The sequence below is a fragment of the Spirosoma liriopis genome, assembly GCF_023196085.1.
Taxonomy (GTDB): domain Bacteria; phylum Bacteroidota; class Bacteroidia; order Cytophagales; family Spirosomataceae; genus Spirosoma; species Spirosoma oryzicola.
Genome location: NZ_JALPRF010000012.1, coordinates 72,886 through 98,356, shown reverse-complemented (window position 1 = coordinate 98,356; position 25,471 = coordinate 72,886). Strand labels below are relative to the sequence as shown.

The 25,471-nt window shown below is 42.2% G+C and carries 21 protein-coding genes; 11 read left to right on the top strand and 10 right to left on the bottom strand.

What is annotated here, in order from left to right:
* From M0L20_RS28825 to M0L20_RS28790, 8 genes are all read left to right on the top strand, one after another.
* Positions 1 to 2,511 (top strand): T9SS type A sorting domain-containing protein (locus M0L20_RS28825; protein ID WP_248480706.1); only part of this gene is annotated, 2,511 nt, incomplete at its 5' end.
* Between the two features lie 29 nt (positions 2,512 to 2,540).
* Positions 2,541 to 3,326 carry a hypothetical protein gene (locus M0L20_RS28820; protein WP_248480704.1) on the top strand — a complete coding sequence of 262 codons (786 nt, stop codon included), beginning with the start codon at positions 2,541 to 2,543 and terminating at the stop codon, positions 3,324 to 3,326.
* A 43-nt stretch (positions 3,327 to 3,369) separates the two neighbouring features.
* Positions 3,370 to 6,408 carry a tubulin-like doman-containing protein gene (locus M0L20_RS28815; protein ID WP_248480702.1) on the top strand — a complete coding sequence of 1,013 codons (3,039 nt, stop codon included), beginning with the start codon at positions 3,370 to 3,372 and terminating at the stop codon, positions 6,406 to 6,408.
* A 29-nt stretch (positions 6,409 to 6,437) separates the two neighbouring features.
* Entirely contained in the window at positions 6,438 to 7,328 is an 891-nt protein-coding gene (locus M0L20_RS28810; RefSeq protein ID WP_248480700.1) for a hypothetical protein, read from the top strand.
* Between the two features lie 49 nt (positions 7,329 to 7,377).
* Positions 7,378 to 8,484: a type I restriction endonuclease gene (locus M0L20_RS28805; protein ID WP_248480698.1), complete on the top strand. Its 1,107-nt coding sequence runs from the start codon at positions 7,378 to 7,380 to the stop codon at positions 8,482 to 8,484.
* A 620-nt stretch (positions 8,485 to 9,104) separates the two neighbouring features.
* The gene (locus tag M0L20_RS28800) at positions 9,105 to 9,935 is read left to right on the top strand and encodes a toll/interleukin-1 receptor domain-containing protein (protein WP_248480697.1); all 831 of its coding nucleotides are present in this window, start codon (positions 9,105 to 9,107) and stop codon (positions 9,933 to 9,935) included.
* 29 nt (positions 9,936 to 9,964) lie between these two features.
* Positions 9,965 to 10,390, top strand: coding sequence for a hypothetical protein (locus M0L20_RS28795; RefSeq protein ID WP_248480696.1), 426 nt, complete (start codon positions 9,965 to 9,967; stop codon positions 10,388 to 10,390).
* A 729-nt stretch (positions 10,391 to 11,119) separates the two neighbouring features.
* The gene (locus M0L20_RS28790) at positions 11,120 to 12,106 is read left to right on the top strand and encodes a peptidoglycan-binding domain-containing protein (RefSeq protein ID WP_248480695.1); all 987 of its coding nucleotides are present in this window, start codon (positions 11,120 to 11,122) and stop codon (positions 12,104 to 12,106) included.
* A gap of 93 nt (positions 12,107 to 12,199) precedes the next feature.
* On the opposite strand, the gene hxsC is transcribed toward M0L20_RS28790, so the two are convergent.
* From hxsC to hxsD, 3 genes are read right to left on the bottom strand one after another with little or no spacing between them, the layout of a single operon-like run.
* Positions 12,200 to 13,366 carry a His-Xaa-Ser system radical SAM maturase HxsC gene (gene hxsC / locus M0L20_RS28785; RefSeq protein WP_248480694.1) on the bottom strand — a complete coding sequence of 389 codons (1,167 nt, stop codon included), beginning with the start codon at positions 13,364 to 13,366 and terminating at the stop codon, positions 12,200 to 12,202.
* Between the two features lie 6 nt (positions 13,367 to 13,372).
* Positions 13,373 to 14,869, bottom strand: coding sequence for a His-Xaa-Ser system radical SAM maturase HxsB (hxsB, locus tag M0L20_RS28780; RefSeq protein WP_248480693.1), 1,497 nt, complete (start codon positions 14,867 to 14,869; stop codon positions 13,373 to 13,375).
* Positions 14,862 to 15,248, bottom strand: a complete 387-nt coding sequence (hxsD, locus tag M0L20_RS28775) for a His-Xaa-Ser system protein HxsD (protein ID WP_248480692.1) — start codon at positions 15,246 to 15,248, stop codon at positions 14,862 to 14,864. The genes hxsB and hxsD overlap by 8 nt, the downstream gene beginning before the upstream one ends.
* 897 nt (positions 15,249 to 16,145) lie before the next feature.
* On the opposite strand from hxsD, the gene M0L20_RS28770 reads away from it, so the two are divergent.
* Positions 16,146 to 16,535 (top strand): DUF983 domain-containing protein, encoded by a 390-nt coding sequence (locus tag M0L20_RS28770; protein WP_262924057.1) that lies wholly within the window; start codon positions 16,146 to 16,148, stop codon positions 16,533 to 16,535.
* 222 nt (positions 16,536 to 16,757) lie between these two features.
* On the opposite strand, the gene M0L20_RS28765 is transcribed toward M0L20_RS28770, so the two are convergent.
* A complete protein-coding gene (locus M0L20_RS28765; RefSeq protein ID WP_248480688.1) occupies positions 16,758 to 17,363 on the bottom strand; it encodes a hypothetical protein in 606 nt (201 codons plus the stop codon).
* 177 nt (positions 17,364 to 17,540) lie between these two features.
* Here M0L20_RS28765 and M0L20_RS28760 point away from each other — a divergent pair, with 177 nt between their 5' ends.
* The gene (locus M0L20_RS28760; RefSeq protein ID WP_248480686.1) at positions 17,541 to 17,873 is read left to right on the top strand and encodes a hypothetical protein; all 333 of its coding nucleotides are present in this window, start codon (positions 17,541 to 17,543) and stop codon (positions 17,871 to 17,873) included.
* Between the two features lie 121 nt (positions 17,874 to 17,994).
* Here M0L20_RS28760 and M0L20_RS28755 read toward each other — a convergent pair whose 3' ends face one another.
* The 4 genes from M0L20_RS28755 to M0L20_RS28740 all read right to left on the bottom strand — a co-directional run bounded on the left by M0L20_RS28755 (position 17,995) and on the right by M0L20_RS28740 (position 20,122).
* Positions 17,995 to 18,444, bottom strand: coding sequence for an SMI1/KNR4 family protein (locus M0L20_RS28755; RefSeq protein WP_248480684.1), 450 nt, complete (start codon positions 18,442 to 18,444; stop codon positions 17,995 to 17,997).
* 160 nt (positions 18,445 to 18,604) lie between these two features.
* Positions 18,605 to 19,072: a hypothetical protein gene (locus M0L20_RS28750; RefSeq protein WP_248480682.1), complete on the bottom strand. Its 468-nt coding sequence runs from the start codon at positions 19,070 to 19,072 to the stop codon at positions 18,605 to 18,607.
* Between the two features lie 177 nt (positions 19,073 to 19,249).
* On the bottom strand, positions 19,250 to 19,525 hold the full coding sequence (locus M0L20_RS28745) for a hypothetical protein (RefSeq protein WP_248480680.1): 276 nt from the start codon (positions 19,523 to 19,525) through the stop codon (positions 19,250 to 19,252).
* Positions 19,526 to 19,918: 393 nt separating this feature from the next.
* Positions 19,919 to 20,122 (bottom strand): hypothetical protein, encoded by a 204-nt coding sequence (locus tag M0L20_RS28740; RefSeq protein WP_248480678.1) that lies wholly within the window; start codon positions 20,120 to 20,122, stop codon positions 19,919 to 19,921.
* 195 nt (positions 20,123 to 20,317) lie between these two features.
* Here M0L20_RS28740 and M0L20_RS28735 point away from each other — a divergent pair, with 195 nt between their 5' ends.
* The gene (locus tag M0L20_RS28735; protein ID WP_248480676.1) at positions 20,318 to 20,995 is read left to right on the top strand and encodes a recombinase family protein; all 678 of its coding nucleotides are present in this window, start codon (positions 20,318 to 20,320) and stop codon (positions 20,993 to 20,995) included.
* A 153-nt stretch (positions 20,996 to 21,148) separates the two neighbouring features.
* On the opposite strand, the gene M0L20_RS28730 is transcribed toward M0L20_RS28735, so the two are convergent.
* Together M0L20_RS28730 and M0L20_RS28725 are read right to left on the bottom strand one after the other, a co-directional pair.
* The gene (locus M0L20_RS28730) at positions 21,149 to 24,859 is read right to left on the bottom strand and encodes an nSTAND3 domain-containing NTPase (protein WP_248480674.1); all 3,711 of its coding nucleotides are present in this window, start codon (positions 24,857 to 24,859) and stop codon (positions 21,149 to 21,151) included.
* A 102-nt stretch (positions 24,860 to 24,961) separates the two neighbouring features.
* Positions 24,962 to 25,324 carry a hypothetical protein gene (locus M0L20_RS28725; RefSeq protein WP_248480672.1) on the bottom strand — a complete coding sequence of 121 codons (363 nt, stop codon included), beginning with the start codon at positions 25,322 to 25,324 and terminating at the stop codon, positions 24,962 to 24,964.
* Positions 25,325 to 25,471 lie beyond the last annotated feature (147 nt).

Here is a 25,471-nt window from a genome sequence, read left to right as displayed (position 1 = left end):
AGCTTCTCAACCCAAACGGCGACGGTCTTTACGTTTTACGTTTCCCAAACCGACGTCAACGGCTGCGAAAGCCCCCGCCAACCCGTCTCCGTCTCCGTCGTAGCCACGCCGTCGGCACCAGCAGTCAGCAGCGTTTCGCTTTGCCAGGGGGCTACCGGTCAGTTTTCAACCACCATCCCCGGTGCACTCTGGTACACAGCCGCAACGGGGGGAATCGGCTCGAACCAGCCCCCGACGCTCAACAACCAGACCAGTGGCGACCAGATTGTTTACGTTTCGCAGACTCTCAACGGTTGCGAGAGTCCCCGAACGGCCGTCAAAGCGACGATCTATCCCATTCCGGCAGCACCGGCTGTGCTAACGTCCCTGTCGCTATGTCAGAATTCGCCCGCTAGCTCGCTTACTGCCACCGGATCTGGGCTGATCTGGTACGGTCAGTCAGGCCAACTAACTGGTGCGCCGACACCCAACACGTCGATCGCGGGAACCCAGTCTTTCTCCGTCAGCCAGACGGTCAGTGGCTGCGAAAGCCCTCGTACACCGCTTACCGTCCGTATTTTGACACTTCCGGCTTCCCCAACAGCCGATCCAGCCCAGTTTTGCGTCGGTACGACACCAGGGTCACTCAGTGCAACGGGATCGTCATTGAAGTGGTATACGGGCTCAGTAGGCGGTGTTGGTTCGGCTGGCTCTCCCAGCTTCTCAACCCAAACGGCGACGGTCTTTACGTTTTACGTTTCCCAAACCGACGTCAACGGCTGCGAAAGCCCCCGCCAACCCGTCTCCGTCTCCGTCGTAGCCACGCCGTCGGCACCAGCAGTCAGCAGCGTTTCGCTTTGCCAGGGGGCTACCGGTCAGTTTTCAACCACCATCCCCGGTGCACTCTGGTACACAGCCGCAACGGGGGGAATCGGCTCGAACCAGCCCCCGACGCTCAACAACCAGACCAGTGGCGACCAGATTGTTTACGTTTCGCAGACTCTCAACGGTTGCGAGAGTCCCCGAACGGCCGTCAAAGCGACGATCTATCCCATTCCGGCAGCACCGACAGCCGCGACCACGTTCTTGTGTCAGTTTAGCAGTTCTGGCTCGTTGAGCGCGACGGGTCTTTCTCTGACCTGGTATAACCAATCGGGAAGACTGGCGGGTGCGCCTGTTCCTAATACGTCGCTTGCTGGCACTCAGTCTTATTCGGTCAGCCAAACGGTCAATACCTGCGAGAGTCCACGAACAGCGGTCAGTGTTGTTATCCGACCTGCTCCATCGACACCCACCGCTGGATCAATCAGTTATTGTATCAACGACGTTCCTCGATCACTTACCGCAGCAGGATCGAACATAAAATGGTACACGACAAGTACAGATGGAACAAGCTCACCTTCGTCACCCGCCTTCTTCACGGAAGCCGCGAAAGTCTATACCTTTTACGTAACCCAAACCGACACCAGTGGCTGCGAGAGCGTACGTCAACCAGTTTCCGTATCGGTTGTTGCTCCGCCTTCGGCACCCACCGTCACGGCCATTCAACTTCTGTGCCAATCGAGCCAGGCAAGTCCATTAACGGCTTCTCCTAACACAGGGCTGATCTGGCAGGGGCCGGGTGTTACAGCTATTGACAAGGCCCCTACACCGATCACCTCGCAGCCTGGCGCATTTACGTACTTAGTTAGCCAAAAAGCAGGCAGTTGTACCAGTCCAGCCGCTCAGATAGTTGTAACCGTATCTGCAACACCAGATGCTCCAAGCGTTACATCTTCCGTCGCGTTCTGTATTGGCGATGTACCGACTCCCCTATCTGCCACCGGCTCAAACTTAACTTGGTATACGAACGCGGAGCGCATGGGTCCGTCGTTGACCCAGGTAGTACCCAATACCAATCAGGCCAACATAACAACCTATTACGTTACGCAGAAAAATGCCAACAACTGCGAGAGTCCAACGAATCGGGTTGAGGTACGCGTATCCAAACGAGCAACGGCTTCCCTATCAGGCGATGGTTACATCTATCCTGGCGACAGTACAGCGATCCGAATACGCTTAACGGGTGATGCACGATGGACATTGCAAGCCGATTGGCTGTCTAAACCGATTGTTATTGATGATCCTAAAGATTCACTGCACGTAGAGTGGGTTCATCCAACTAAAACGACTACGTACGCGATCACGAGTTTGAGCACGGCCTGCGGTTTGGGGGAATCCGTAGCTCCGTATACAGTACGGGTCATCTCCCCGCTCAGTGCGCAGCCCATAGCAGAACCCATGTGGGTCAACGCCTATCCTAACCCGACGACCGGAGAAGTGTCTGTCAACTGGAGTTCGCCGACAAAACAAACGGTTACGCTACAAATCGTGAACGCCACCGGTACCATTATCAAACAGGTAACCCGACAATCGACAAGCACACCGCAGACCGAAGTTTTTCATATCGATACCCAGCCCGCAGGTATGTATTTCATACAACTCAAAAGCATATCAAATGGCGTAATGACAAAGCCAATTATAAAGCATTGATAGAACTTAAATTAAACAGTCATAATCGTATGATTAAGTTGCTTATAAATCCTCTAAGTTGGCTAGCTGAACTGATTAGCATTGTAACAAGTGGTCTTGCTAAATTATCTTCCGGACAGTTGGGGCTTACTCTCGTAGCGGCATTTGGTATAACAGCATTATGTGCATGGTTATGTCTAAATTATGTGCAGCTATGGAATAAACGTTTTCAACTTACAGTAACACACAAAACATTTACAGCTTTTGCGTGTACTTTAACCTTCTTTTTTGTTTTAGCTTTTTCTGCTTTGACATTTCTCAAGGAAATTACTCTTGTACGCATTACTATTTGGCAGGCAGCTATTAAGTTAGATCAAGGTTGGGCTCAGGAAACACTAGGTAAGACTTATGATGAGGTAAAAAAAAACGGCTTAGAAGACTTTTCTTTATATCCTAATGTAGATGCTGGTGTACCCATAACGAAAAGCCAATCAAGATTCATAGCAGCAAAAATTAATGCTGATGGGGCATGTCATCACTTCAGCCAGCAACATCCATTTTTAAGTAAAATTATTTGGACTTCGCCTACCCTTCCAGCTAAAATTGTCCAAGATGATGTTGAAGAGTATTTTTCTTCAACCCTGAATCGCTCATATCCACAAGAGCGAGCAGTAGATTTGGCGGCTGAGTATATTAAAACACAGCTTGTTCAACAAGCTCCACGTGTGGTTACACTTTCTCGAATTGGACTGGTACTAGCTTTTTTACTCGTACAACTAATTCCTTTTGGCTTGATTGGATATGCTGCATACACAGATATTAGAAGTAGCTTTTAACCTTATCTCATAACAGGATACTCACGCATTTACTTTGTTAGTCATGGCGAACCATTTACTTATTGTTTCAGGCGGTACGGGCGGCAAGATCGTCAGAGCTTTTAAAAAAACGGTCTATCAACAGTTTCGAAGTCATTCTCCGAACAACATTGAGTATCTATACATCGATTCCAGTGGCGACGAAATGAGTAAGTCGACAGAATGGGAAGTATTAGGCGAATCGATTGCTCTGGGAACAAGTAATTTTCTAGAATTAAAATCTGATAATCTTGCAACTAAGTTTGCAGAAATAGAACGATATCCAGGTGTAAAAGACTTTGTTGGTAACAAGCAAGATTGGATCGACCTGATTAATGATGCGAGAGGGCAAAAAACAGCTGGTATGCAACGTCGACGTATGGGCAGAATTCTTTATGCTAGCAATGCAAAAGAATTTAACAATGCATTAACCGATAGAGTCAGAAAGCTTCAAAGTAATACAAAAGAATCTGATGTCACATTTCATGTTTGCGCTGGGCTAGCTGGAGGTACAGGCAGTGGCTCTATAATAGATATTGTTACACAAATTCGTAATGCTTACCCAGCGAATAATACAGAGTACACAATACTACTATATGTCTACTTACCAGAAGATACAACAAATTGGAACACTGAGTTAGACTTTTATCATGCTAACGGCTATGCTGCTTTATTAGAACTAAATGCTCTCAGTACAGGTGCATTACGGCCATTTGATGTAACAGGGGAAAAAGGCCAACTTAGCGTAGATACTCCATTTACAGGATGTTATGTATTCACCAACCAAAATGAAAATGGAATTACAGTTAATAAAGAAACTGAATTGCCAGAGATTGTTGCTGATTTTATTTATCAAAAAACAATAGGCCTAAACCAAATTTCAGCCGAACTACATCGAATTGAATCAGGAGAGAATGGTGATCCAACTCCAGAAATGGCCACTGATAGTAAAATAGCAGAGCGCAGCAAACGGTTCTTGAGTTTTGGTATTAAGCGTATCGCCATTCCTGAACAAGAAATCAGAGAATACTTGACGTTTAACTTCGCTAAGCAGGCTGCGCTTCAACTACGATTTAACAATTGGATAGACGTATCAGGTTTTGTAGAGAGTCCGAAAAATATCAACTTTAATAGCCTTGTTCAACAGGTCGATAAACTCGATGGATGGAATCTCAGCTTGAAGCATCTTACATTATCGGAAGCGGTATTGATTGACGACAGTAGTCGAAGGTGGAAATCGTTCGAAATTCATTGGCGTGATAAACTTAATTTCTTCAAACCTTTAGCAAAGCAAAAAGTAAAAAAAGAATGGATTGATGCTTTAAAGTTATTGGCGTTGAAAGAGTATGAAGAAGATTTTAGAAAATCTAATGGAGTAGTTAAATTTTTTGAAGCTAAACGTAAGGATAAACGCGACATGGCTCGCGAAATACGCAGGAAGATCGAAGCAGAATTCTTCGAAGAATGGAGAAATGGCGATTTGTCAATTTATGATTTAGGAAGAAAAATAAACGCATTAATTGATTATATAAGAACAGATATATTAAGAAGTCTAGAAGATAAAATAGATTCACTTAGAAAATTAGAAGAAAGAGCAAAGGAATTGATCCGCCTGAATGATCAGAATTGGGCTAAGATTGGAATATTTTCAGATCTTCTTAATAAAAGAGATGAAATTTTTGAAGCCCAAGTATTAGCTATTCAAGATGAGTACCGCATTCGTACGGAAATAGATGGCCTTAAATTCGCTCGAGAATTTGTACCAGAAATTTTAGAGCAACTTGACTTATTAAACCATGAGATTATTACTGCTAGCGGGACAGTTAATGACGTAATAAATATCTTTGAGCAAAATATTTTGTCACGCTGTAATGATCAAGAATGGACCTCAGAAACCTCATCTGATAGTGTAGATGTGTTCAAACAGCAACTAGTTCCCTTTTATGAATCAAGCCGAGTAAAGGCTATTGTTCGTCGCTTCAATCGAGACCAAAAAGTTCAAGGTCCTCAAACAGCTAAAGTTCGGGAAGCATTGACAAAGGTGCTCGGGAATGATCGATTGAACTTTGTTGATTTTAATCATCGCTTACAGAAAAATGCATTCGCGACAGAACTTGAAAAAGTTTGCCAGGAAAACGCTATGGCTTTGGAAAAAGACTTAGCTAATCAAGAGCGATTACTCGGCATGAATGTGATTGAAAAATTACAGCGACATTATGAAGGCAATAAGCAAGCCCTTCGCAATTTAGCAGGGCAGCTAATGAAATATGCTGGTTGCTACGTGCTTTTCAATCAAAATGAGATTAGTAAATCAGGAGAAGGGCTATCAACTGGAGCAGCAAAACGAACACTTTTTGTCATTCTACCTAAAAATTCAACTACGAACTATAGTACCTTCATAGGAGATTTGAAAGAAGCATTTGAGTTTAATAAAAGCTCACAAATCGAACTCAAATTCTTAGAAGCAGATACAAGCGAATACCGTATAACACTTATGACTGTTACTAGTTTATTTCCGCTTCGTTATTTGACACAGACCGAACGCCTACGTGACAAATATAATATGCGTCTCCAAAAACATGATGCTATTAAAGCTAAGATGTTATTACACATTCAAGATGATTGTATAGGTTTGCCCAATCTATTTGCACCTACTCAGCAGGAATTAGCGGATATGATTTATAAGAAGCGTATCAGTGCAGTTTCAAATCTTTTACTGGCACACGCTATGGGGCTTGTAAAGGAAAAAGAAACCGAAGAAGGATATAAAAAACTAGCACTAGTTAAAATTGATATGTTTGGAGATGAGGACCCTGTGTTCTTTATGGACAAGAGTTTAAGTAACTCATGGAAGGTATTAACGGACAGAGACATAAATCAACTTTATACAGCCGTTCAACAAGAACGTTTAGTTAATTATAAACACAAAATCCGTAAAGAAGAATTATCCGAGCAAATTAAGAATATTATAATGAAACTAAAAGAAGAAGCTAGTGAAACTGATTATAAGATATTTAAAGATTCCGCTCTTAATTTAATTAATGAACTACAAAGAGACAACTAGTACTAACGAGCCTGTAAATCAAAAAAATAATGATTAGATACGGTATTTGTACAAATACAGATTATAACTGCCCCAATGCTAATTCAGGCGACGTTATACAAGTGGATGGAGCACAGGAGTTTATTTGCCCTGAATGTAAAAAAGAGTTATTTGAAGTATCAAAGCCTCCGTCTAGATATTCAAAATGGTTCAAACCGGCTCTGATAGTAGGAATGCTTTTATTACTATGTTGTCTTATTTGGGCTTTTTGGCCACAACCTTCAATAACAACAGTAGAAGTAAAAAGTTGGGACTGTCAGACAGGTGTACTTTCGTTAACATCAACGGGTGGTAATGGAGATCAAATAACATACAAGGTAGAAGGAATAAATATGGTTAAGAGCAACAATGAGTTTATTATTCCTAATGCCTTTCGAAATGGTAAAGTTCTTTCAGTTTTTGCCATTCAAAATGGAAATCGAGTTAGCAACTCCTTTACCACTACATGTATTAACCATACATCTCTTAATTTAGAAGCTGCCTCCGATTGCCAAAAAAGGTTGATAACATTGACTACTACTGGTGGCAATGAAAGTCCAATCACTTTTATTGCCAAAGGATTAAGTTCAGGTGAAAGTAATAATGTTTTTATAATCCCTAAAGACCAACCTGTTGGTAGCACTCTCACATTCTTTGCTGTTCAAAACGGAGACACAGCTAATGTTCAGTATAAAATAGAATGTCCGCAAGCCCCCCAGCCTCCGGGGGATGGGGGCGATAGAAAACCAGCAGCTTTAGTAATTAAATGGACTCGAGTAGATAATAGTGAATTCTGCGATCCTGGCACTTGCACGCTTCTTTACAGCGAAACAGATAAACTAGGTCATACTAGAGAAAGACGAATAGAAAACTATGCTAAGTGTTGTCCAGCAAACAAGTAATGTAAGTTAAAACTACACTTTAAATTAGACTCTAAACCTTTTCCATAAAATGGATTTCAAAGATCAAATTAAACAGCATGGCGAACGGGTTGCTCGTTTGAAAGAATCAATCCAAACCGAAGAAGCGACAAAAACAGCACTCATTTTACCCTTTCTACAAACGCTTGGGTATGATGTATTTAACCCATTTGAAGTAGTACCTGAATTCATCAGTGATATTGGCACGAAAAAGGGCGAGAAGGTCGATTATGCCGTGCTGAAAGAAAAACCCAATGGCGGTCCCGCTGAGCCCTGTATTCTCATCGAGTGCAAACACTGGAAACAGGCACTTACCCTGCATGATAACCAGCTACTACGCTATTTCCACGTAACCAAAGCTCGCTTTGGCGTTTTGACGAATGGGGTCGTTTATCGATTCTACACGGATTTGCAGGAGCCAAATAAAATGGATGAAAAGCCATTCCTGGAAATCAATATGCTTGATCTACGTGATAATCAGGTAGAGGAACTCAAGAAATTTCACAAGTCTTATTTTGACGTTGAGACTATTATCTCGACAGCCAGCGAACTGAAATACACGGGTGAGCTAAAAGTCCTTATTCAACAAGAATTGACGCATCCATCAGATGCTTTGGTACGGCACTTTGCTCGCCAGGTGTATGGAGGGACTCTTACAGCAAAAATGATGGAGTACTTCACTAACTTAGTACGCAAGTCTTTCCAACACACGTTTTCTGACCAGATTACAGACCGCCTAAAGACAGCTTTAGGACAGGAAGAAATGCCAGCCCCACAACCTGTTGCAGCAGATCCCCCCCTTGTCCCTAATGTTGATGAAAAGAAAGAGCCAAACATTGTTACAACGCAAGAGGAGTTAGAAGGCTTTTACATTGTTAGAGCTATTCTTCGAAGCGTGATTGATGCTAATAGAATAGTCCACCGCGATGCACAGTCCTATTTTGCTATTCTTCTTGATAACAACAATCGTAAACCAATCTGCCGACTACATCTGAATGGCAGTAAAAAAGCAATTACTGTTTTTGATGAAAACCGCGCTGAACAACGACACGAAATAGCTACCATAAACGATATCTTCCTTCACAGCGAGGCATTGACTAAATCTCTTTTAGCCTATGAAAAGCCGGTTACCTTGTAACCTTGTTTAAACTGAAGTATGAAAGCAGCTTTGTAGAATGCTTTCATACTTCTCTAAGTCATATGAGTGTTTTACATACAAAGTATTTTAAGCAGATTATTAATGTGATCCTTATTAATCACCTGGTGTATGCTTGTGGGGCTTCAAACCGGGGTGTTTCGGTTGAGTCTCTGGAGTAACCCGTCGTCTTTTGTCAGGTGTACCGTCTGGTTTGTTGGGTTTTGGGCCTGGCTTGAGAGGCATAATAATAGATAGTTTTAGATTGAAAATTTATCTGCAAAGTCTTGAAATAGAAAGACTTCTTCCTGTTAAGGAAACAAACTAAGATAAAAAACTTTTGGCAATATGAAAATTACTATCGCTCATTACCGTGTATCCACTAATCAGCAGGACAGAAGTGTTTTAGGGCTATCAGCCTAGCGTGAAGAATACGCAAATCTGAAACAGTTGTTAGCTGATAATCGCTAATCTGATTTGGCCATAATGAGTAGAGCTTACAAACCAGGAACGACCCATGCAGATTTGTTATCCCAATTGCATTTAGTCAACTTGCTTGTAGGCAGCTTTGTAATCCTTGCTTGTGAGTTTTAACAAGCTTAAACAATATTGAAAAACTTGAAATGGAAGTTTTCATAAGTCATAGTAACGAGGACGTAAAAATTGCAGAGGCGGTAGTGAATTTGATTAGGAAAGCTACCAATATTAGCCCCTCCGTAATTCGGTGTACAAGTTTACCTGGATATAAATTACCCGTTGGGGCGTCTACGGAAGAACAGTTAAGACAAGAGATAGAAACCTCAAAAATATTTATCGGCTTAATAACCAGCCGTAGTGTCAAATTAACATTCGTCCTATTTGAACTCGGAGCGAGATGGGCGACTAAGGCTAAACTCCTCCCCTTAATATGTGACCCGGCAGGAATATCCTTGTTAGAAGGTCCACTAAAGAATATCAATGCTCTCAAAGCAACTGATCCTTCAGATGTACTACAATTTATCGAAGAAGTTGGCAAATACTTAAATATAATACCTGAATCGGCCAGCTCATACATAAACGAAGTCGACTATCTAAAGAAACTTTCAAGCGATACCGATCAGAATGTGATCGATGATAGAGACCCGAAACAAAACGTAGATAGGGGTAATAACCCGAATAAACGCAGTGAAACTCACAGTCAGAAAGCGGATAAAGAATTTGACGAGATTGATGCTATCATTAAATCGGAAGCACAAAAGCTGTGGACTGACGACTACGAGATGCAGATAGACCATATTAAACGACATAAAAACGCCTACAAAAAATTGCAGCAAGGAAGACCCTCCGATGTATCGGAACAAGAGTTTTTTAAGATCAGGGAAAGAGCGCAAGCGGCTTGGCCACTTGACTTTGAAATGCAGCTAGACCAGGAAGAAAGGCAAATTGATAGCCTAAGGCAATTGAAAGGAATGTAAGTTAATAACCAGTTTTCTTAGTCCACCTCATGAAATTATTATTTATCATCTACCCTTTGTTTTTAGTTTTTGGTTGTTCAGATAAGAACCAACAGCAAAAAATTGATCAGCTTGAACAGACCGTACAAGACTTAAAAGCGCAAAAGCAGCTGGTATCACAACCTCCAGCAAATACTAGCCAATCCCCCCCAATCAGTGATGCCACCTGTCAGGCAACCAAAAAAGGTGGATTCTATCTTTTCGTTGACGCCCTGCCTGTCCGAAAGTATAATTTAGTGGGGGTTATTAGTAGCGAGGAACTCGGCCTTAATTCATTAGGCCGTCAGCAATATACCGACTTGCGAGACAAATTCATTGATAAGGCGGTGCAGCAATATAGCGGTCAGGCCGACGGGTTGATCTTCAACTTTTGCGCGGGTTGCATTGATAAAGTGAATGTAATTAAGTTCGAGTAATTGCTGTTCACGTTCTATAATGAACGCCTTACAAAGCTCTGTTTAAAGAGTGAATAGGAGCGGCGAAGGTATAATATAGAGGTATACATTATACTTTTTACTCTGTTCCTTGCTTTGTTAATACGTAGCCGAAAAGACACTCAATCTAGGCAAGCGGCAAGTGATTGGCAGAAAGATGGTCAACAATTTTATAAAATGATTCGGCAAATGGCTCTTTATGCGAAATTTGACGAAACAAAACGGAGCCGGACCAGTCCTAACGAAGTCATTGACGTGTCAATGTTCGAGTTCATTTATAAGTAGGTTAACGATGCATTTATCTTGGTGGAAAAGCAACTGTTTGGAAGCCAAGCCACAGTGCAATAGGCTATCGAGATTGCAGGAGCATTAAATGATGAATACGTATAACTCGTAATGCTCGTAAGCAGGATAGGAAGATGTAAGCTTGTGTTATAACCTAGCTTCATTAAGATAAGCAAACGCTGATATTTACTTTAGATAAATAAACTCAAGCAGGATACGTGTTTCTATTGTTATATACGGCAGTTTAGCAAGTTCATTCGATAGCCTATTTCACCATTAGTTTAAAGGGATGAACATAAAAGCTTTTCAGTCGATAGGAAGCTATAATACTAAACATGTGTAACAAAAATCTCTATGTTTTTAATAGAAGTTTTTGTTTTTTCGATTTCAGAATAATTTCAAATAATAGTTTACCCTTATCCACCCATGAGCAAAGAACTACCTTTACTGCTACAAAGCATTGCTTTAGGCGCACTAGCTAGTATCAATCAGCAGGCGGCAGCGAATACAGAAATCACACTACATGAAGCGATTCCTCAGAAAAATCGGTTAAGCCTGAAAACACTGAAAAGTACCCTGCAAAAACCGAGTTTTATTCTCCGGGCCATTGATGCCAGTTCCGGTACATTTGAGGGAACCTATCATACGTCGCATCGCTCGCATTCGTCTCATCGTTCGCACTCATCCCATTCATCGCATTATTCTGGTTATAGTAGTGGCAGTACCTACTCATCCGGTTCATCAACTAGTTCTTCGTCCTCTTATTCGTCAGGGAGCTACACTGCCCCAGCAGCTTCATCCCCCAGGCCATATGCCCCCAGTCAGATAAGTCCTCCACCTGCCGCAAAACCGAAACCTGCTCCCTTATCATCTTTGACTCCTGAAACTCAACCAGCGAATACCAGCCCCTATACCAAAGTCGTAACTACAAATCATCGACTTGGTAGCCGGATTCTATACTTAGGTATAAAGGGCGATGATGTGTATGAACTTAAGAAACGACTGATAAAAAAAGGCTACTATACTCCAACCAGTCAGACTACGTTAACCGATGTTTTCGATGAGGAGACAAGAACCGCGGTAGGAAAATTGCAGCACAAGTATCAGCTGCCCCAAAATTATATTGTTGAACAAAATGCGTTGGCTTACTTGGACTTGGACGATACGGTTGAAACAACTCCGTCTAAATCCCTTTTGGGCAATCGACTCCTCCAGTGGGGCATGACGGGAGCGGACGTGGTTGAGCTAAAAACGAAGCTTATTCAGAAGGGGTATTTGAAGGCAACACCTGGCCAAGCGGTTAGCGATCGATTTGACGAGATTACTGAACAGGCAGTGAAATCCTTGGAGCAGGCTAATGGGATGACCGTGACTGGTAAAGTTACGGATTCGGTTGTAAAGCTTTTGCGCTAAATCAGTTATGTTAGGCCCACTAATTTGCCATCCATTTACATTTACCTTCCTGGCAACACGTAACCAGATGGCGTGCATACGCACAGAAATGGATCAAAGTGGTGAATGAATGAGATCCTCAGTAAAGGGTTTGATGTACTGACTAGGCTTTTTTAAGTTCCAAGTGAACAGGCCTCCGCATTCGCTCAGCCGGGCGCAGCGGTTACATTCCGGCAGATAGCTGTTCTTCCAATCGGAAATTGATTTTCGGGCGTAAGGCCAAAGCGAGGTGGGTAGCAAACAGAGCTGCGTATTATAAATGGATACGTGCATACCACGTACCGCCAGGAATTCAATGGCCTCCTCTAACTCCTGCATATAATTAAAGGGGTCAATCCAGAGCTTATCAATATTATGGGGCGTATAGCCAATATATTCTAAACCCATGAAGGCTACGTGCTCAGCAAAAGGCAGGTTCTTATAAATATAATGGGCTAGTTTGACGAGCCGGGGCACCGACAGTTTGTGTAAGACGACGCGTATCTCGACGCGCTGGTCGTAGCGGGCTAGATTGTGCAGCCCCAGAACGGTCTGGTCAAAAGCGTCTTTTGCCTGTACAATGTAATCATGTTCCTGATAGTAATCCGAATATAGAGGGATGCCAAACATGACCCGCTGATGATTAATAGCAGCCAACCGTTGCGCTACCTGGTGCCAGGCGAAGGTTCGGCCATTGGTCAGTACATGAATCTCGGTATCCGGCAATTCCTGTTTGAGCTGTTCCAAAAGGGCGAAAAATCCCTCGCCCAGTAAGGTAGGCTCGCCCCCCGACACCCCTAATTCGGGACAATCTTTAGGAATCAGCGGAATCAATCGTCGGTGCAGTTCGGCCAGACGCGGAATATCGTTTTTATCCTTCGGTGGCTGTGAACACATCAGACAGTTGCTGTTACATCGTTCAGTAGTCAGCAAGCTATTGTGAGGAGAGTGAATACGGTAAAGCGTATTAATAATGCCGTCCCCATTCACCGAGACAATATCTCCATCCACCAAATGGTCGAAGGTAGGCACCTGATAGATGACGGGTAACCGGGTAGTACTCAGCACAGATGGCTGTTTGGTGAGAACTGCCTGATAACCCGCTTGAATCAGCGGATCAGCCGGGGCCTCCTCCTCCACAATTAGAAATGATGATCCGTCAGCCAGATCGGGGTTACGGGTGACCCGACCGACCATATCATACGCTACATTAAAGGGTATTCCACGCGTTTGTAATAGCATAGGTAGTTATGGGCGGGGTTTGATCCAGCTCTCAAAAATGGCCTTCACCGTTGGATCGGTTTCCATGAGGTCAATCAGGTAGCGAATTATTTCCATGTTTTTCTGACAGAAGGTACTGGTGGGCCGGTACCCCCACAGGTCCCCTTGGGTGGCATGGTTATGAATCGGGTCAGCCCCGCAGTAACTTTGAAAAGCGCATTCCGAGCAGCCAGGCAGGCTCTCATTGGTCCAGGCCTGGGTCAGCTGCTGGGTTTTGGGACCGTAAAAAATATCGGCGTACGAGTGGGTATCCAGATGGCCCAGCTGAAACGTAAAATCATTCATCTCTGCCAGCATCCGGCTCTCATCGCTGGCATATACTGCCCCGTCATAGTTAAACACAATCGCATTCGTAATGGAGCCCGACGGCGAACTCAGATCAACGTAGCCTACGGGAAAGGGCGTCAATATTTTACGCAGGAGAATTGTTGCGTAATCTTCCGAATAGAAATGACCTTGCCGGTTATACTCCAGGATCCGATCAAGCGCTTTTTTATAAAAATCTAAAAATTGCGCGGTCTCATAATGATTTTTCCGTTCGTTGCGCAGGGCAAAACCGTAAGGCGAAATTGGACGCAGGAAAATGCTGCGAAAGCCTTGAGCAGCATATTCATCCACAATCTCAGTGGGATAGTTGAGTGACAAACTCGTGGTCGTCATTAAAGCAGACACCCGATCGTGGCCTAATACGCTTCGCGCCAGTTCAATTCCCTGAAGGGTTAGTTCATAACTATTTTTACCGGGCCGCTTGCGGTTCTGATTGTGGACATAGGCAGGGCCATCCAATGACGTGGAAAGCAAAATAGTGTTGACCAGACAGTAGTCAACAATCTCCCGGGTAATAACCGCCATGTTTGTACAAATGACGTAGGTCACCTGTTTAGCATAGGTCAATGCCAGGCGTTTGGTGCGCTCAATCGCGTACACAATCTTATCAAAAGCCAGCAAAGCCTCACCGCCCTGAAACTCCATAGTCACCTGATCGTTTGGCGATTGCATCATCAGGTCAATACCCTGATCGATGAACCGTTCAGCCATATCGTATTTTGCCTTATCCTGCGTCACTCGTGAGACCTGACAATAATGACAGGTATGCTCGCAACGCAGCGAAATAACAAAAATATGAAGGGATGTAAATTGGTCTAGAAACGACTTTTTCGTTCGGTACCGGGTTGCCAGAATGTCAATAAGCGGGGGAATGGGTTGCTCCGAAATAAAAAAACCGCTCAGCAAATCCGCGTATAAGTCGTAGTGGCTTTTTTTAGTTATCTGGCGGGAAACGATTTTTTCCACGGTTCCGGTCGAAACCACCAAATAGTCTCCTACCTCATTAACCAAAATATCGCGGGTCTCATCAAGTCGGTGAAACCGGAAAGGCAATAAGTAATAGGCATTTTGCTGCTGGTCATAATCCGCGCGCTCCTTAAACTTTCGGGTTTGCCGACGAAGTTTTTCCTCAATCATGGATGAGCTGAGTTACGTCAAAACCAACGGGGTCCGTTAATTCGCCAGGTGGCTCTTCATCAAATTCACCGTGCGAGAAGGCCTTGGCCACCAAAAGGTCCCGAATGTTTCTGGTTTCGCGGGAGACGATATCCCGCAACCTAAAATCGATCAGGTCCCGCTCGAGCTTCTGTAGGATAGCTTCGGCCTCTTCGTCGGTTATAGGATTTGTCGAAAGTAGCTTGAGTTGAATCTGGTACGTTGAGGAATCCCGGCGTGACACGGTGGTGTGAAATCGTCCTCCATACCAATAAAGGCATTTGAAGATGGACTCTTGTGTATACAAGGTTGAATCAGCAAAGACAGTGATTATATCGTCCTTAATAGAATTCGTATTCATAAAAAGCCTAATTTTTCTAGCTATAGTTGGATGAACAATAGGAGGAATACGACAGGGACTGGACAAGTAACATACTTGCTTCTAGATTAAGAAAATTAAGATCTTAGTTATTAACTTTATTACTCATGTAGTTTTTTGTTGACTAAAACTATCTTGCATCGGGTTGAATAAAAATAAAGAATTAACTAATTTCAGTACTAATCCATCTAATAACATCCAAAAGAAGCTGTCACTAGTGGTTCGATTTTAACCTGACTGAGTAGGCTACGTATTGACTTTCAACGGAAAAATATCTTAAATTAATAGAAAATCACCTTATAGCACTACTATATTCATAGAAAATGAATGCGACTAGATCAGTTTCAATAATCTAATTATTTGAGTTAATAAACAAGGTATGAATCCGTTCATTTAATGGTTAAAAATACAAGTAAAATAGACTAATTAGTGTATTGATAATCAATTGGTTACATTATTTTTAGGGTTCGATTTAAAATCGTTCAGGAAAACCCTCAATGAATAAACAATCATTTGAAGCTAGATACGTTCTGAAGTCATTTGCTGAAAAGCCACAAAGCATCCACGCAAAGGGCAACTTTTCTGAACGATTACTATGAATAGTACAAAATATTTAGCGAACGTTTAGACGTTTATCACATTCATTTTCTTTCTTTAATACAATTGTGTATGGTATATAGCTTAGGGCTTCCACTTGATTCGGATGCTGTAGCCGCCTTGATGCCTCTAGACCTTGCAGCAGGAAAACTTGGTCGCAATTAGTTCAATAAAGGCCTCGACTAAACAAAGCGCCCAGTTAGCCAGTAGTGAGAGCAACTAGCCGCTCTTAAGCAACAACTTAATCGGAATCGGCGGACCTATCTACTCGCGATTAATTGCATGGGAAAAGGCACCAAACTCTATAGCATTTTATTCAATAAATGCCCCCGCTGTCAACGGGGCAACTTCTTTTTGGTCAATAACCCTTATAATCTTAAGAAATTTGATCAAATGAATCCCCGCTGTAGCTGTTGCGATGAACGTTTTGAGCGGGAGCCGGGCTATTATACGGGTGCTCTCTATGTGAGTTATGCTTATTATACGGCACTCATCGTGAGTTGCTTTGTGATCATGGAGGTGGTACTGGATTGGGATTTGGTTTATTTTCTGAGTGTCTTAATTAGCTTAATTATCGTTCTGACTCCGCCCGTTTTCCGGCTGGCTCGTTTAAGCTGGATCAATTTTTTTATTTCGTACGACGCGCACAAACCCACCCACTGCCCTGAATGAGCACGTAGAGCGATCGACTAAGTTGAGTGCTTAGACGGAAATACTTCGGCAATCAGCAATTACCCGCTTTTAACTATTTTGAAATTGTACTATTCTGAGGGGTGTTATATTAGTAATCTTATGTTAATGAACTATTCCTAGATCATGTGCCCTATACAGGCCGTGAGATTGGGCCGGATTGTCCCTTGGATAGTGGGAGTGAAAAGAGAGTATCAGGGTACGTTAAGTGATTATGGTAAACCGCTCGTAGCGGGTGGTAATCATTACTTCTTTCACGCCTTGTCGAGTGTAAATACGTCGTTTGTTGATCACGCGAAGTCGGTCATTAGCCTCAATGAAGACGGACTCAGGCTTGACCCACCGAATGGAGTCTGATTCGCCAACAGCTGTCACCACGATCTGGCTTAGATCATCACTAAAGGAGAACCGGTACGGACCCGCTTGATTCGCATAATTGACTAAGTGGGTGGGATTATAACTGAGCGTATCCCTCCCATTCCATTGAGTAGACCCTGAATAGGTGTTAATGTATTGCTCAGGCCAAAACTGAGAAAACAAGAACATGGATCCATAAACCGATTTGACCCGTAACTCCAAAAAAGCCCCGTAATTATTAAGCTCTAGGATCTCCTGGAGTAAGTTCGTAGACGAAACGCCATCTAAATTGACATCTAGCGGCTCACTACTGGTCGAACTAACGACTTTATATTTACCATGAAACCGTTGATAAAGTGCTTCTACATCCTCTTTGGGAGGGATAGAGTCCGATTGCTGACAACTAGCGGTTACAATACATAGTAGGACAATGAGCATTAAAGCCGTCTTCATAAGTTGAGTTTGTGCGGAATAAATTTATTAAATAAGCTTAGGATAGTGAAGTAGTTCATTTGAGTGTCAGCGTTTAGTTAACATAAAATCACTCATACAACGAAATTTCCCAACTATTTTTAGTCAGTGATAATCTACATGGGAAATGACTACTACCAATTGTAAATCCCTACTTAAATGAAAGCTACTTTTACTAGCACATTATTGCTTATATTGCTGTCGGCCTGTTCTCAAAAAGAGGAAGTAAAATTGGGGTGTGATTGTGAAGGTCCAACGGAAAATATAGTTCAAAACGCACTTGCTATTCACAATATTAGTGGAGTCCGAATTTTGGGTGATTCAACATCACAGGGTAGATATGCTATGTATTGTGACCCTAAAGTTATTGATGGTAAGACAATAATTACTCAAGACACGGTTAATGTTAGTGGGAAAATTCGTCCAGTTCGTAACTACGGTGACTGGAATTACAACGACCGAATTGAGGTGACAGAAATACGCAAGAAATAAGTGGTTCACTTTTGCATTTTTTGTTGCAGTGAGCAACCCATTTATACTTCTAAATTCTATCTTTTTTCTCATAACATAAGTTTAGTTGTACAACATAGCTAAGATTAGTACAATTTATGGGCTATTGAAGACTTTTTAGGAATTCACCAAAATTAATTGCAACTAAGAACAAGTTGTTCCGAGTTGGATTTCCTTGTGCATATTCATTTTCTACTTCGTGATCATAGAAATAAATTCTACCATAATTTTCCCCTTGGTTCGCATCTAGGCAAATATAGTTTCCTCCAGGATCCTCCCCGATAGGAATAATTCCTGGTGGAAATCTATCTTCGTAATAATCTAGCTGATAGTTAAGATTAAGAAAATCCTTGTCGAGAGATAATCCAAAAAAAAGATCAATGGAGTCGAAGCCTTGTAGCTTATTTATTAGAAACCTATTTTTTAAAGGTATTCCCCCGTTATAAACAAGTAAGAATGATTCATAGTCGGTAGGAAGTTTAAAGTTTATTTTTTCTTCAAACTCTTTAATACTTTTATGGGTAGTTCTTCCGAACTGCATTTTAAATTCCATATACTACTCTTAAAAAAACACAATCGAAATTTACAGTATTACTAGATTTATTTTGCACTTATTTTAGGGAGGTTGTATAACTACCGCTATGTAAAGGGAATCTTCCGAGAATACTTATCTCGCTTATTCTATCCTTTAAATGAAAAAGTGCAAATCTCATTTAATGAGCTAAGCGATTTAATTTAGCTAATTCTTTCCGATTAGTCTCTTTCGTTAAAGCACAGATGCTGGTATAAAACATACTTGGTGAAATTGCTTTCGTCGCTTTTTTGATAGTGCCCTTTGGCTCCCAATTAGTAGCGTATACAATGTACTCTTTGCCAATTTTGAACGCGTATCCACAGTCTGCCCCATCTCGACCAGTGACAATGGATACCGTATCAGGTGTGTTAACTGGAGATTTATACTTAGTCTTAATGACAAGCCTAAACAGCTTTTGAGGCCAAGGAAACTCAGGGTCTGTATAATCAGTCACACTAATGACCTTACCTTTAGCAGCAAGGCTTACAGAGTTCAGCTCATCTTTGAGTGTCCAGTTAGGATTTCTAACACAGCTACAAGCGTAGGCCGATATGTTAGCAGACAATAGAAGAACCGCTAGAACAAAGATAGAGTGGCTAAATTTCATCGATCTGACTGTGTTATATAAGTGCCGTGGCTGTTGCAAAAGTTTTGTAGGCCATTATGAAGCTCAGCAAATGGGTAGCTACAGGCAGCTTCACCCGCTGAAAAAAGAGTTTAAACAGGATGGTTCAGCCTCATTCAGGCTTTTGCAACAGCCACTGCCGTTATGTTAACCTAAGCCCTACTTTTTTGTCTCTAGCATGATCTTCTCCGCTAGATCCTTACATGCTCGCTCATTACTTTCTAACCCCAGTATTTTCTCCTCAAGGTAGATAAACCGGTCAGCAATTTCGTGTACTGCTGCTCCCTTGATGGCTAGACTAAACAGTTGAGGGGTATAAGACTGATACTCATCTCTAGGAGCGGAATCATTTACCCCGATTGGATCCCATTCTTCCCAAAGCAGTGCATCAATAAATTTGTAAAGTTGGTTTTGTGGCCCACTGAGCCTTCCCATACCCATATTTTCGTTATATAATCAAATGTTATGTTAACCAACGAGAAAAGTTTAACAAAACTCTAGTTCTGTTAAACATCTAAATTTACTAGCATCCACCGATTTTATAGTTTTTTTGGCGTTTTTGTTTCTAGCTGATTATTACCACATCTTGATGGCTAAGCCTTTATTGTAAGCTATCAAAAAAGTAGCTGCACCTTAAAAACAGACTATTAGTATAATGAATATCGTTTATAACGAATACCGATCAGTTTATTAGGAAAGTACAATTAATAAACTAGGCGTTTTTGTCCACGAAAACCCCAATCAGAAAGGGAAGATAAAGCTGATTTGTCTTCCCTTTCTCAACATCCAGAGCCAACAGACTATACAGTTAGCGAGAGTCTAGTCTACTTATTCATTCGGCGTAGGATGGTTGGTCGAGTCAAGAGTACTCTTCAGGGCTTCTTCGCCGTACTCGCGCTCGAGGTTACCTAGCTCCTTGTCCGATCGAGCATCTGTTTGGTCTGGGTTGCGGATGGCCCCCGGTGCTAAGTCATGTTTCTTTTCCAGATTACCGACTTGGATATCCGAGCGGTCTTTGCGGGGCTTGCTCATGATCGGGGAGATTTAGTTAGCTAATGCCTAGTATACTAGACGAATAGGGTATTTGTTTGGCATACACCGCTCATTTTCGGCAATTGTCATAGTCATTTTTTATTTTTCTAGGTTTGTTACAAATGTTAAACGGTCATTTATGGTTTGTAACAAACTGTACTTTTCCTGTATCTTGGGCTTTTATTCTGCCTGTTTATGGAAAGTCAGTCTCTTTCTTACATTGCTTATTATCGGGTATCAACCAAGCAGCAAGGCCAGAGCGGGCTTGGGTTAGAAGCGCAGCGAAATCAGGTGTTGCAGTTCATCGGTAGCAAGGCACGGCTCGTGCGGGAGTTTGTCGAAGTAGAAAGCGGCAAGCAAGACAGTCGTCCTCAGCTCACAGAAGCGCTGTCCTATGCCAGAAAGCACAGGGCCCGTTTAGTAATTGCCAAGCTAGACCGGCTGAGCCGCAACGCGAGCTTTATTTTTGCTCTGAAAGATTCGGGCGCTGACTTTGTGTGTGCTGATATGCCCGATGCCAACACGCTAACCATTGGCATTTTTGCGACGCTAGCCCAGCACGAACGGGAACTGATCGGCGAACGGACCCGCAAGGCGCTGGCTGCAAAGAAGCAACAGGGCTTTCAACTGGGATCACCGCAGAACCTGACACCACTGGCTCAACAGAAAGGTGTTGCTGCGATCAAGAAAAAAGCGGCTACGAATGAAAACAACCAGCGGGCGATGCTGACTATTAGAGGTTATCTAAACCAGGACAAGACGCTCCAGCAGATTGCCGATGAACTGAACGCAGCGGGATTCCGTACGGCGAAGGGGTATTTATTTCAACGGGTGCAGGTACTTCGTTTAATGAATAAACTGATTAAAAATTAGGAAATAGGACACACCGCCTTTACAATGAAAGATTAAACATATGGTATAGTTAGTCTTGAGCGGATGTAAGACAATACAGTAAGCCGTAGTTGAGGTTGGCAATAAGCCTAATTACAACCTGTTGAAGAAAGATGATAGATAAGCCTTCTCCACTCATCGGCTTCTTAGAAAGTTTACTCGTCTTTCGTAATTAGCATGTTCAAGTTGATCTACAATCCTTTCTTTGATATAACGCCTATGAAGAATATACATCAACGGATTGTCCATTGCTTCTACTTTTTCTAATATGTTTTCCCATTGCTTTGCTCGCAGCTCACCAATTATAGTACTAGTAGTATAGGTACGTACCGCACCTGACTTTATCCAATCAATTCTTGTAAAGTCCTCTACCAATGTATTGTAAGTTAAGAACAGGGTAATAAAAGGCTTTTCAGTAGGAGGGCCGGGTTTGGATAGGGCTAAATAAATTGCATTCAGTAGATCAACCTCGCGGCTATTTTCTTGGATAAACCGCTCGATGAATTTTCCGACTTTCTCAGCGTTCTTTGAGTCTAAACTTTCGAAAAAGCCTTCTACCTGTTGAGCATGAATTATGTAAAGCTCACGTTTCTGAATAAGTTGCAATCCCTCACTAACTAATTCGTAGTAGTCATCGCGTGACCAGACAAATGAGAGCTGGCCAAAATCATGGCGCAGGTAGCTGTTTTCGTCATAGTGTGCGATTAGGAAATCGTGCCAGAAGCTTCGTCGGCGGTCGAGCAAAACCGCTAACGCTTTCCGGTCATGATCGTAAGCTTCTTTAGTGAAATATTGGTCAAGATACAGCTGCTCCATCACATGTGTCAATGAAGAGTCAACCTGTGATCCGAATTTTTCTATAAAACTATCCCATAGCTGAATTTCCTTATTATGTTCTGATTTTACTGTATGTAGCAACTGTATAACCCTTGTCGGTAGTGTAAAATCGAATGACACATAACGTTCGAGAAAGCCAGGAATAGCGATTCGATTTAATTGAAAGATGGCCAGATCGGATAATTTCTCACTTAGACGAGAAAACCATTGAGTACTAAACTCTGAATCAGGTAGTGACCAAAAAAAGCTAAGTAACCATGACGCCGTTTTATCTGTAACAGGTAGGAGGGTTGTATATAAATCTTCGGGCTTGACGAAATGACGTTCCATAACAGTCGCCAATAATGGAGGATGATCCATATATCCATCGGGTAGCCCAGTTAATAATACATACTTGAGTACCTCATTGAAGAGTTCCTTATCTCGCTGCGCAATCGACAAAAAGAATTCGGTAAGCCCTTCACTAAGGTGCCAGACATCTCCTGGCCCAAAGACCAGTGACCACATCAATCGTATCTTCTCATATAGTGGTCTAAATTCATCTAAACTATTGAACGACAATGCTACTCGTATCTCGTCAACCTTGCGTTTTCGTAACTCTATTGATCCCGAGATATCAATTTGACGCCGTTCCCTTTTTTTAATATGCTCAAAACTCAGCGTACAATATAATTGGTATAATTCACCATTAAACTCGGTGGCCAGCCCTTGATACGTTCGCCGTTCAAGTGCTAAGTTGTTGAGTTTATGGACGTATTTATGTACGTTGCGGCAATCCAATGGGTCATCAGCCGAAAAATGTTTACGAACTACATTAGAAACTTCATCAACATCAGCCTGGATATAATCATTGTCTAAGCCTCTATAACCTTTAGGCATGTAAGCATACAGTGCTTGCTTAATGGTTTCTACCCCTGCTGACAAGCGGTGGTCAACGTATCCCCAAATTCGTTTTCGATAAACAGGAGGCTCACCTGGTTTATCATACATTAGGAGTAAGAAATGCTTCAAGTTATTGTCCATAACTAGACAATGTAGTGCTGACCCTTGCAAACCTCGTTCAACCAAGTAGGCACTTAACCAATCGTACTGATCAAAATGGGGACCATCATCTTCACTATAATTAAATGAACGAGTCAGATAACTTTCAATTTTTTTATTGACGTCTTCTACTAAAACAGACTGCTTATCAATTAGAGCAATCATTAATGCATACCCTACTAGTGCATTTGCTTTTTTGCTTGTATGCGCCAAAAACTCAAATAATAAAGCTACTATCTCCTTATTGACACTTTGTCCATAGCGGTTAGTTGTATTTGACGTAACGCTACCCTCTACGAATTGATAGATAAACAGTATAACTTCATCTAATAAAAACCGGTCATACCTTGACAGAAAGCTTAATCGAGACTGGTCATCTGACAACGTACCATAAAACTTGGCCAAAATTGGTTGAACCCATGCCTTAACTGACTCTTTGTTATAGCTTTCATAAATGGATAAGACAGCATCTTTAAGCCGGTAGCTCTGCGATTCGTTGAACGCACCCAAAAGTCTTGCTAAGTCCAATGCTTTTCTTTTGTAAGTGCATTGATAAAAGGCATATGTGGCAAAAACCTGCTCTGTAAACCGGAAAGCGTTGTCTTGATATACTTCAACGATTTCTAGTGTTTCCAAGTAACGGATATGCCCCCACAGTTCAGTTGCTGTAATCCCTAAAAAGGATAATATATGTTCAAAGTCAGTCAAACTAGTAGTGTCCACAACGCGCAGCATAGCAGTTAGCCCAAGTACTTGTAAACGTGTTGTGTTTGTCCAAACCGTTTGATCGGGCATGACTCGCAAGTAATATTCGTCATAAACGGCACTAACATCCGATAAAATAGTAATGTCACTACCCTTCTGGTTTGCTAATGTTGCCAGCATCACCGCTAATCGGACATTTCCTTCAGCTAGCCGATTTATTTTATTGTGATAGATACCGTTAAGAATGGTAAAAGTGGGCGACTTTAAAACCTCAGTAATTTGTTCATCGCTCATTTTCCCGACAGTTAGTTCGCTAAACCGGAAGTTATTAGTTTGTAACGACTGGCTAACTTCGTCAAAGGCATAACCCCGAACGGTAATCAGAATCTTATACGTAGAGGTTCGTAATCTATTAAAGTGGTTAAGCACTGTTAATAAGTTATCCACTTGCCGGTTAGCATCATCAATGAGAATAACGTAATCCTTGCCATCCGGGAAGTGTATCATTACGTCGTCCCATATTGCTGGAGGCTGATTGACAATACAGTATCCTTCACTGTCAGGTCGTTCACTTATATATCGCTGGATGTATTCTATTGCGAGCTTTGTTTTCCCACAACCGGGCTGACCTTGTATCACAAGGATTTCAGAACTGACTAATTGCTCGGTCATAGAATTAAATTCAGCTCGTTCTAAATAAGCGTTAGATAGAGGGGTCCCAACAGTTAATCGACCCCGTTCGTAATGGTCGATAAATTCAGCAACAGTAAGAATCTGACCGGTATCAATCGGCATGTTTAGCGCCTTAGCCAACCTTATATCGTCCACAACGGCGTTGACTAACTGGTCCAAACCGTGAAACGTTACACCAATTCCAACATTACGGGCAGGTTGAGCTAATTCATTCTGCTGACGGGCATCTAGCCGACCTGCATAAACTAAATCAATGTGTGTAATTTGCTCATGCTGAATACCATGTAGCTCCTCATCTAAGCATGAGTTAAGATCGTTCTTGAGTTTTGTGGTTAGATTATCTTTTTTCTTAGTGATTTCTGCAAGTTTGAATTTGTGTCCTGGCAAAGAGAAAAACATGTCTGGCTGACCTGCAACTGTACTGTTGTTGGCAATTTGAGAGCCTAGTTTGGTTTGTGGGTACTTGTTCTTGTAATAATAGCGGAGGTACTGGTTTCCGAATCGCTCAAATTCACTTCCATTTAAGTGCTTTGTTAAGCGAAACTCAATATCTATTTCACGCGAAATCATAATGATGTTCAATTGATCAAGCTACGCTTAGTGACGTATATATTCGTTTGACAAGCGTAGTAAGATGAGGTTAATGTAGTTAGTCTGAAACTTAATGAACAGCTACTGAATCAAACTAATGCTAGCAGGCACGTCACCTTGATGGATAACGGTGAGTGGCATCGGCTGGAGCTTCTTAGTGTTCATTTCACTTGGATACGTGCTGATCAGGTAGTTCTCAACCGCATTGATGGTACTAAGTCCTTCCTCGTCGAGCAGGCCGATGTATAGCTTTGCTCCATGCCTTAAGCAACCTTCGATCCAATGCCGATAGCCAACGTTATAGCGCCCGCTTATCTTCCCCTCATTGTAGGTGCGCATGTGGCCACCGAAGTAGCTCTTGTGTGCTTTACCCCAGTAGAAAGGCTTGTCGTTCCATTCATGTAAATAAATGATTCCCGTATAGTTTCGGGCCTCTTCATACATGAGGCAACGCTTCCAAGTAATAATCATAGAGAGTCGTAGAGGTAACCGTATTTAAATAACTGTTTTAAGATAAGGATATGGGTTAACACTTCATAGGTACATTCCGTAACGTTTGATAAAGATTTCGCTAGATTCAGCTTCCACAAC

What these genes read in the sequence shown, in the direction of transcription:
- hxsD (WP_248480692.1), bottom strand. Translation starts at nt 15,248, where the DNA reads ATGAATACGAATTCTATTAAGGACGATATAATCACTGTCTTTGCTGAT.
- M0L20_RS28800 (WP_248480697.1), top strand. Translation starts at nt 9,105, where the DNA reads ATGGAAGTTTTCATAAGTCATAGTAACGAGGACGTAAAAATTGCAGAG.
- M0L20_RS28735 (WP_248480676.1), top strand. Translation starts at nt 20,318, where the DNA reads ATGGAAAGTCAGTCTCTTTCTTACATTGCTTATTATCGGGTATCAACC.
- M0L20_RS28810 (WP_248480700.1), top strand. Translation starts at nt 6,438, where the DNA reads ATGATTAGATACGGTATTTGTACAAATACAGATTATAACTGCCCCAAT.
- M0L20_RS28730 (WP_248480674.1), bottom strand. Translation starts at nt 24,859, where the DNA reads ATGATTTCGCGTGAAATAGATATTGAGTTTCGCTTAACAAAGCACTTA.
- M0L20_RS28790 (WP_248480695.1), top strand. Translation starts at nt 11,120, where the DNA reads ATGAGCAAAGAACTACCTTTACTGCTACAAAGCATTGCTTTAGGCGCA.
- M0L20_RS28740 (WP_248480678.1), bottom strand. Translation starts at nt 20,122, where the DNA reads ATGAGCAAGCCCCGCAAAGACCGCTCGGATATCCAAGTCGGTAATCTG.
- hxsC (WP_248480694.1), bottom strand. Translation starts at nt 13,366, where the DNA reads ATGCTATTACAAACGCGTGGAATACCCTTTAATGTAGCGTATGATATG.
- M0L20_RS28765 (WP_248480688.1), bottom strand. Translation starts at nt 17,363, where the DNA reads ATGAAGACGGCTTTAATGCTCATTGTCCTACTATGTATTGTAACCGCT.
- M0L20_RS28750 (WP_248480682.1), bottom strand. Translation starts at nt 19,072, where the DNA reads ATGAAATTTAGCCACTCTATCTTTGTTCTAGCGGTTCTTCTATTGTCT.
- M0L20_RS28815 (WP_248480702.1), top strand. Translation starts at nt 3,370, where the DNA reads ATGGCGAACCATTTACTTATTGTTTCAGGCGGTACGGGCGGCAAGATC.
- hxsB (WP_248480693.1), bottom strand. Translation starts at nt 14,869, where the DNA reads ATGATTGAGGAAAAACTTCGTCGGCAAACCCGAAAGTTTAAGGAGCGC.
- M0L20_RS28805 (WP_248480698.1), top strand. Translation starts at nt 7,378, where the DNA reads ATGGATTTCAAAGATCAAATTAAACAGCATGGCGAACGGGTTGCTCGT.
- M0L20_RS28745 (WP_248480680.1), bottom strand. Translation starts at nt 19,525, where the DNA reads ATGGGAAGGCTCAGTGGGCCACAAAACCAACTTTACAAATTTATTGAT.
- M0L20_RS28755 (WP_248480684.1), bottom strand. Translation starts at nt 18,444, where the DNA reads ATGGAATTTAAAATGCAGTTCGGAAGAACTACCCATAAAAGTATTAAA.
- M0L20_RS28820 (WP_248480704.1), top strand. Translation starts at nt 2,541, where the DNA reads ATGATTAAGTTGCTTATAAATCCTCTAAGTTGGCTAGCTGAACTGATT.
- M0L20_RS28760 (WP_248480686.1), top strand. Translation starts at nt 17,541, where the DNA reads ATGAAAGCTACTTTTACTAGCACATTATTGCTTATATTGCTGTCGGCC.
- M0L20_RS28795 (WP_248480696.1), top strand. Translation starts at nt 9,965, where the DNA reads ATGAAATTATTATTTATCATCTACCCTTTGTTTTTAGTTTTTGGTTGT.
- M0L20_RS28725 (WP_248480672.1), bottom strand. Translation starts at nt 25,324, where the DNA reads ATGTATGAAGAGGCCCGAAACTATACGGGAATCATTTATTTACATGAA.
- M0L20_RS28770 (WP_262924057.1), top strand. Translation starts at nt 16,146, where the DNA reads ATGGGAAAAGGCACCAAACTCTATAGCATTTTATTCAATAAATGCCCC.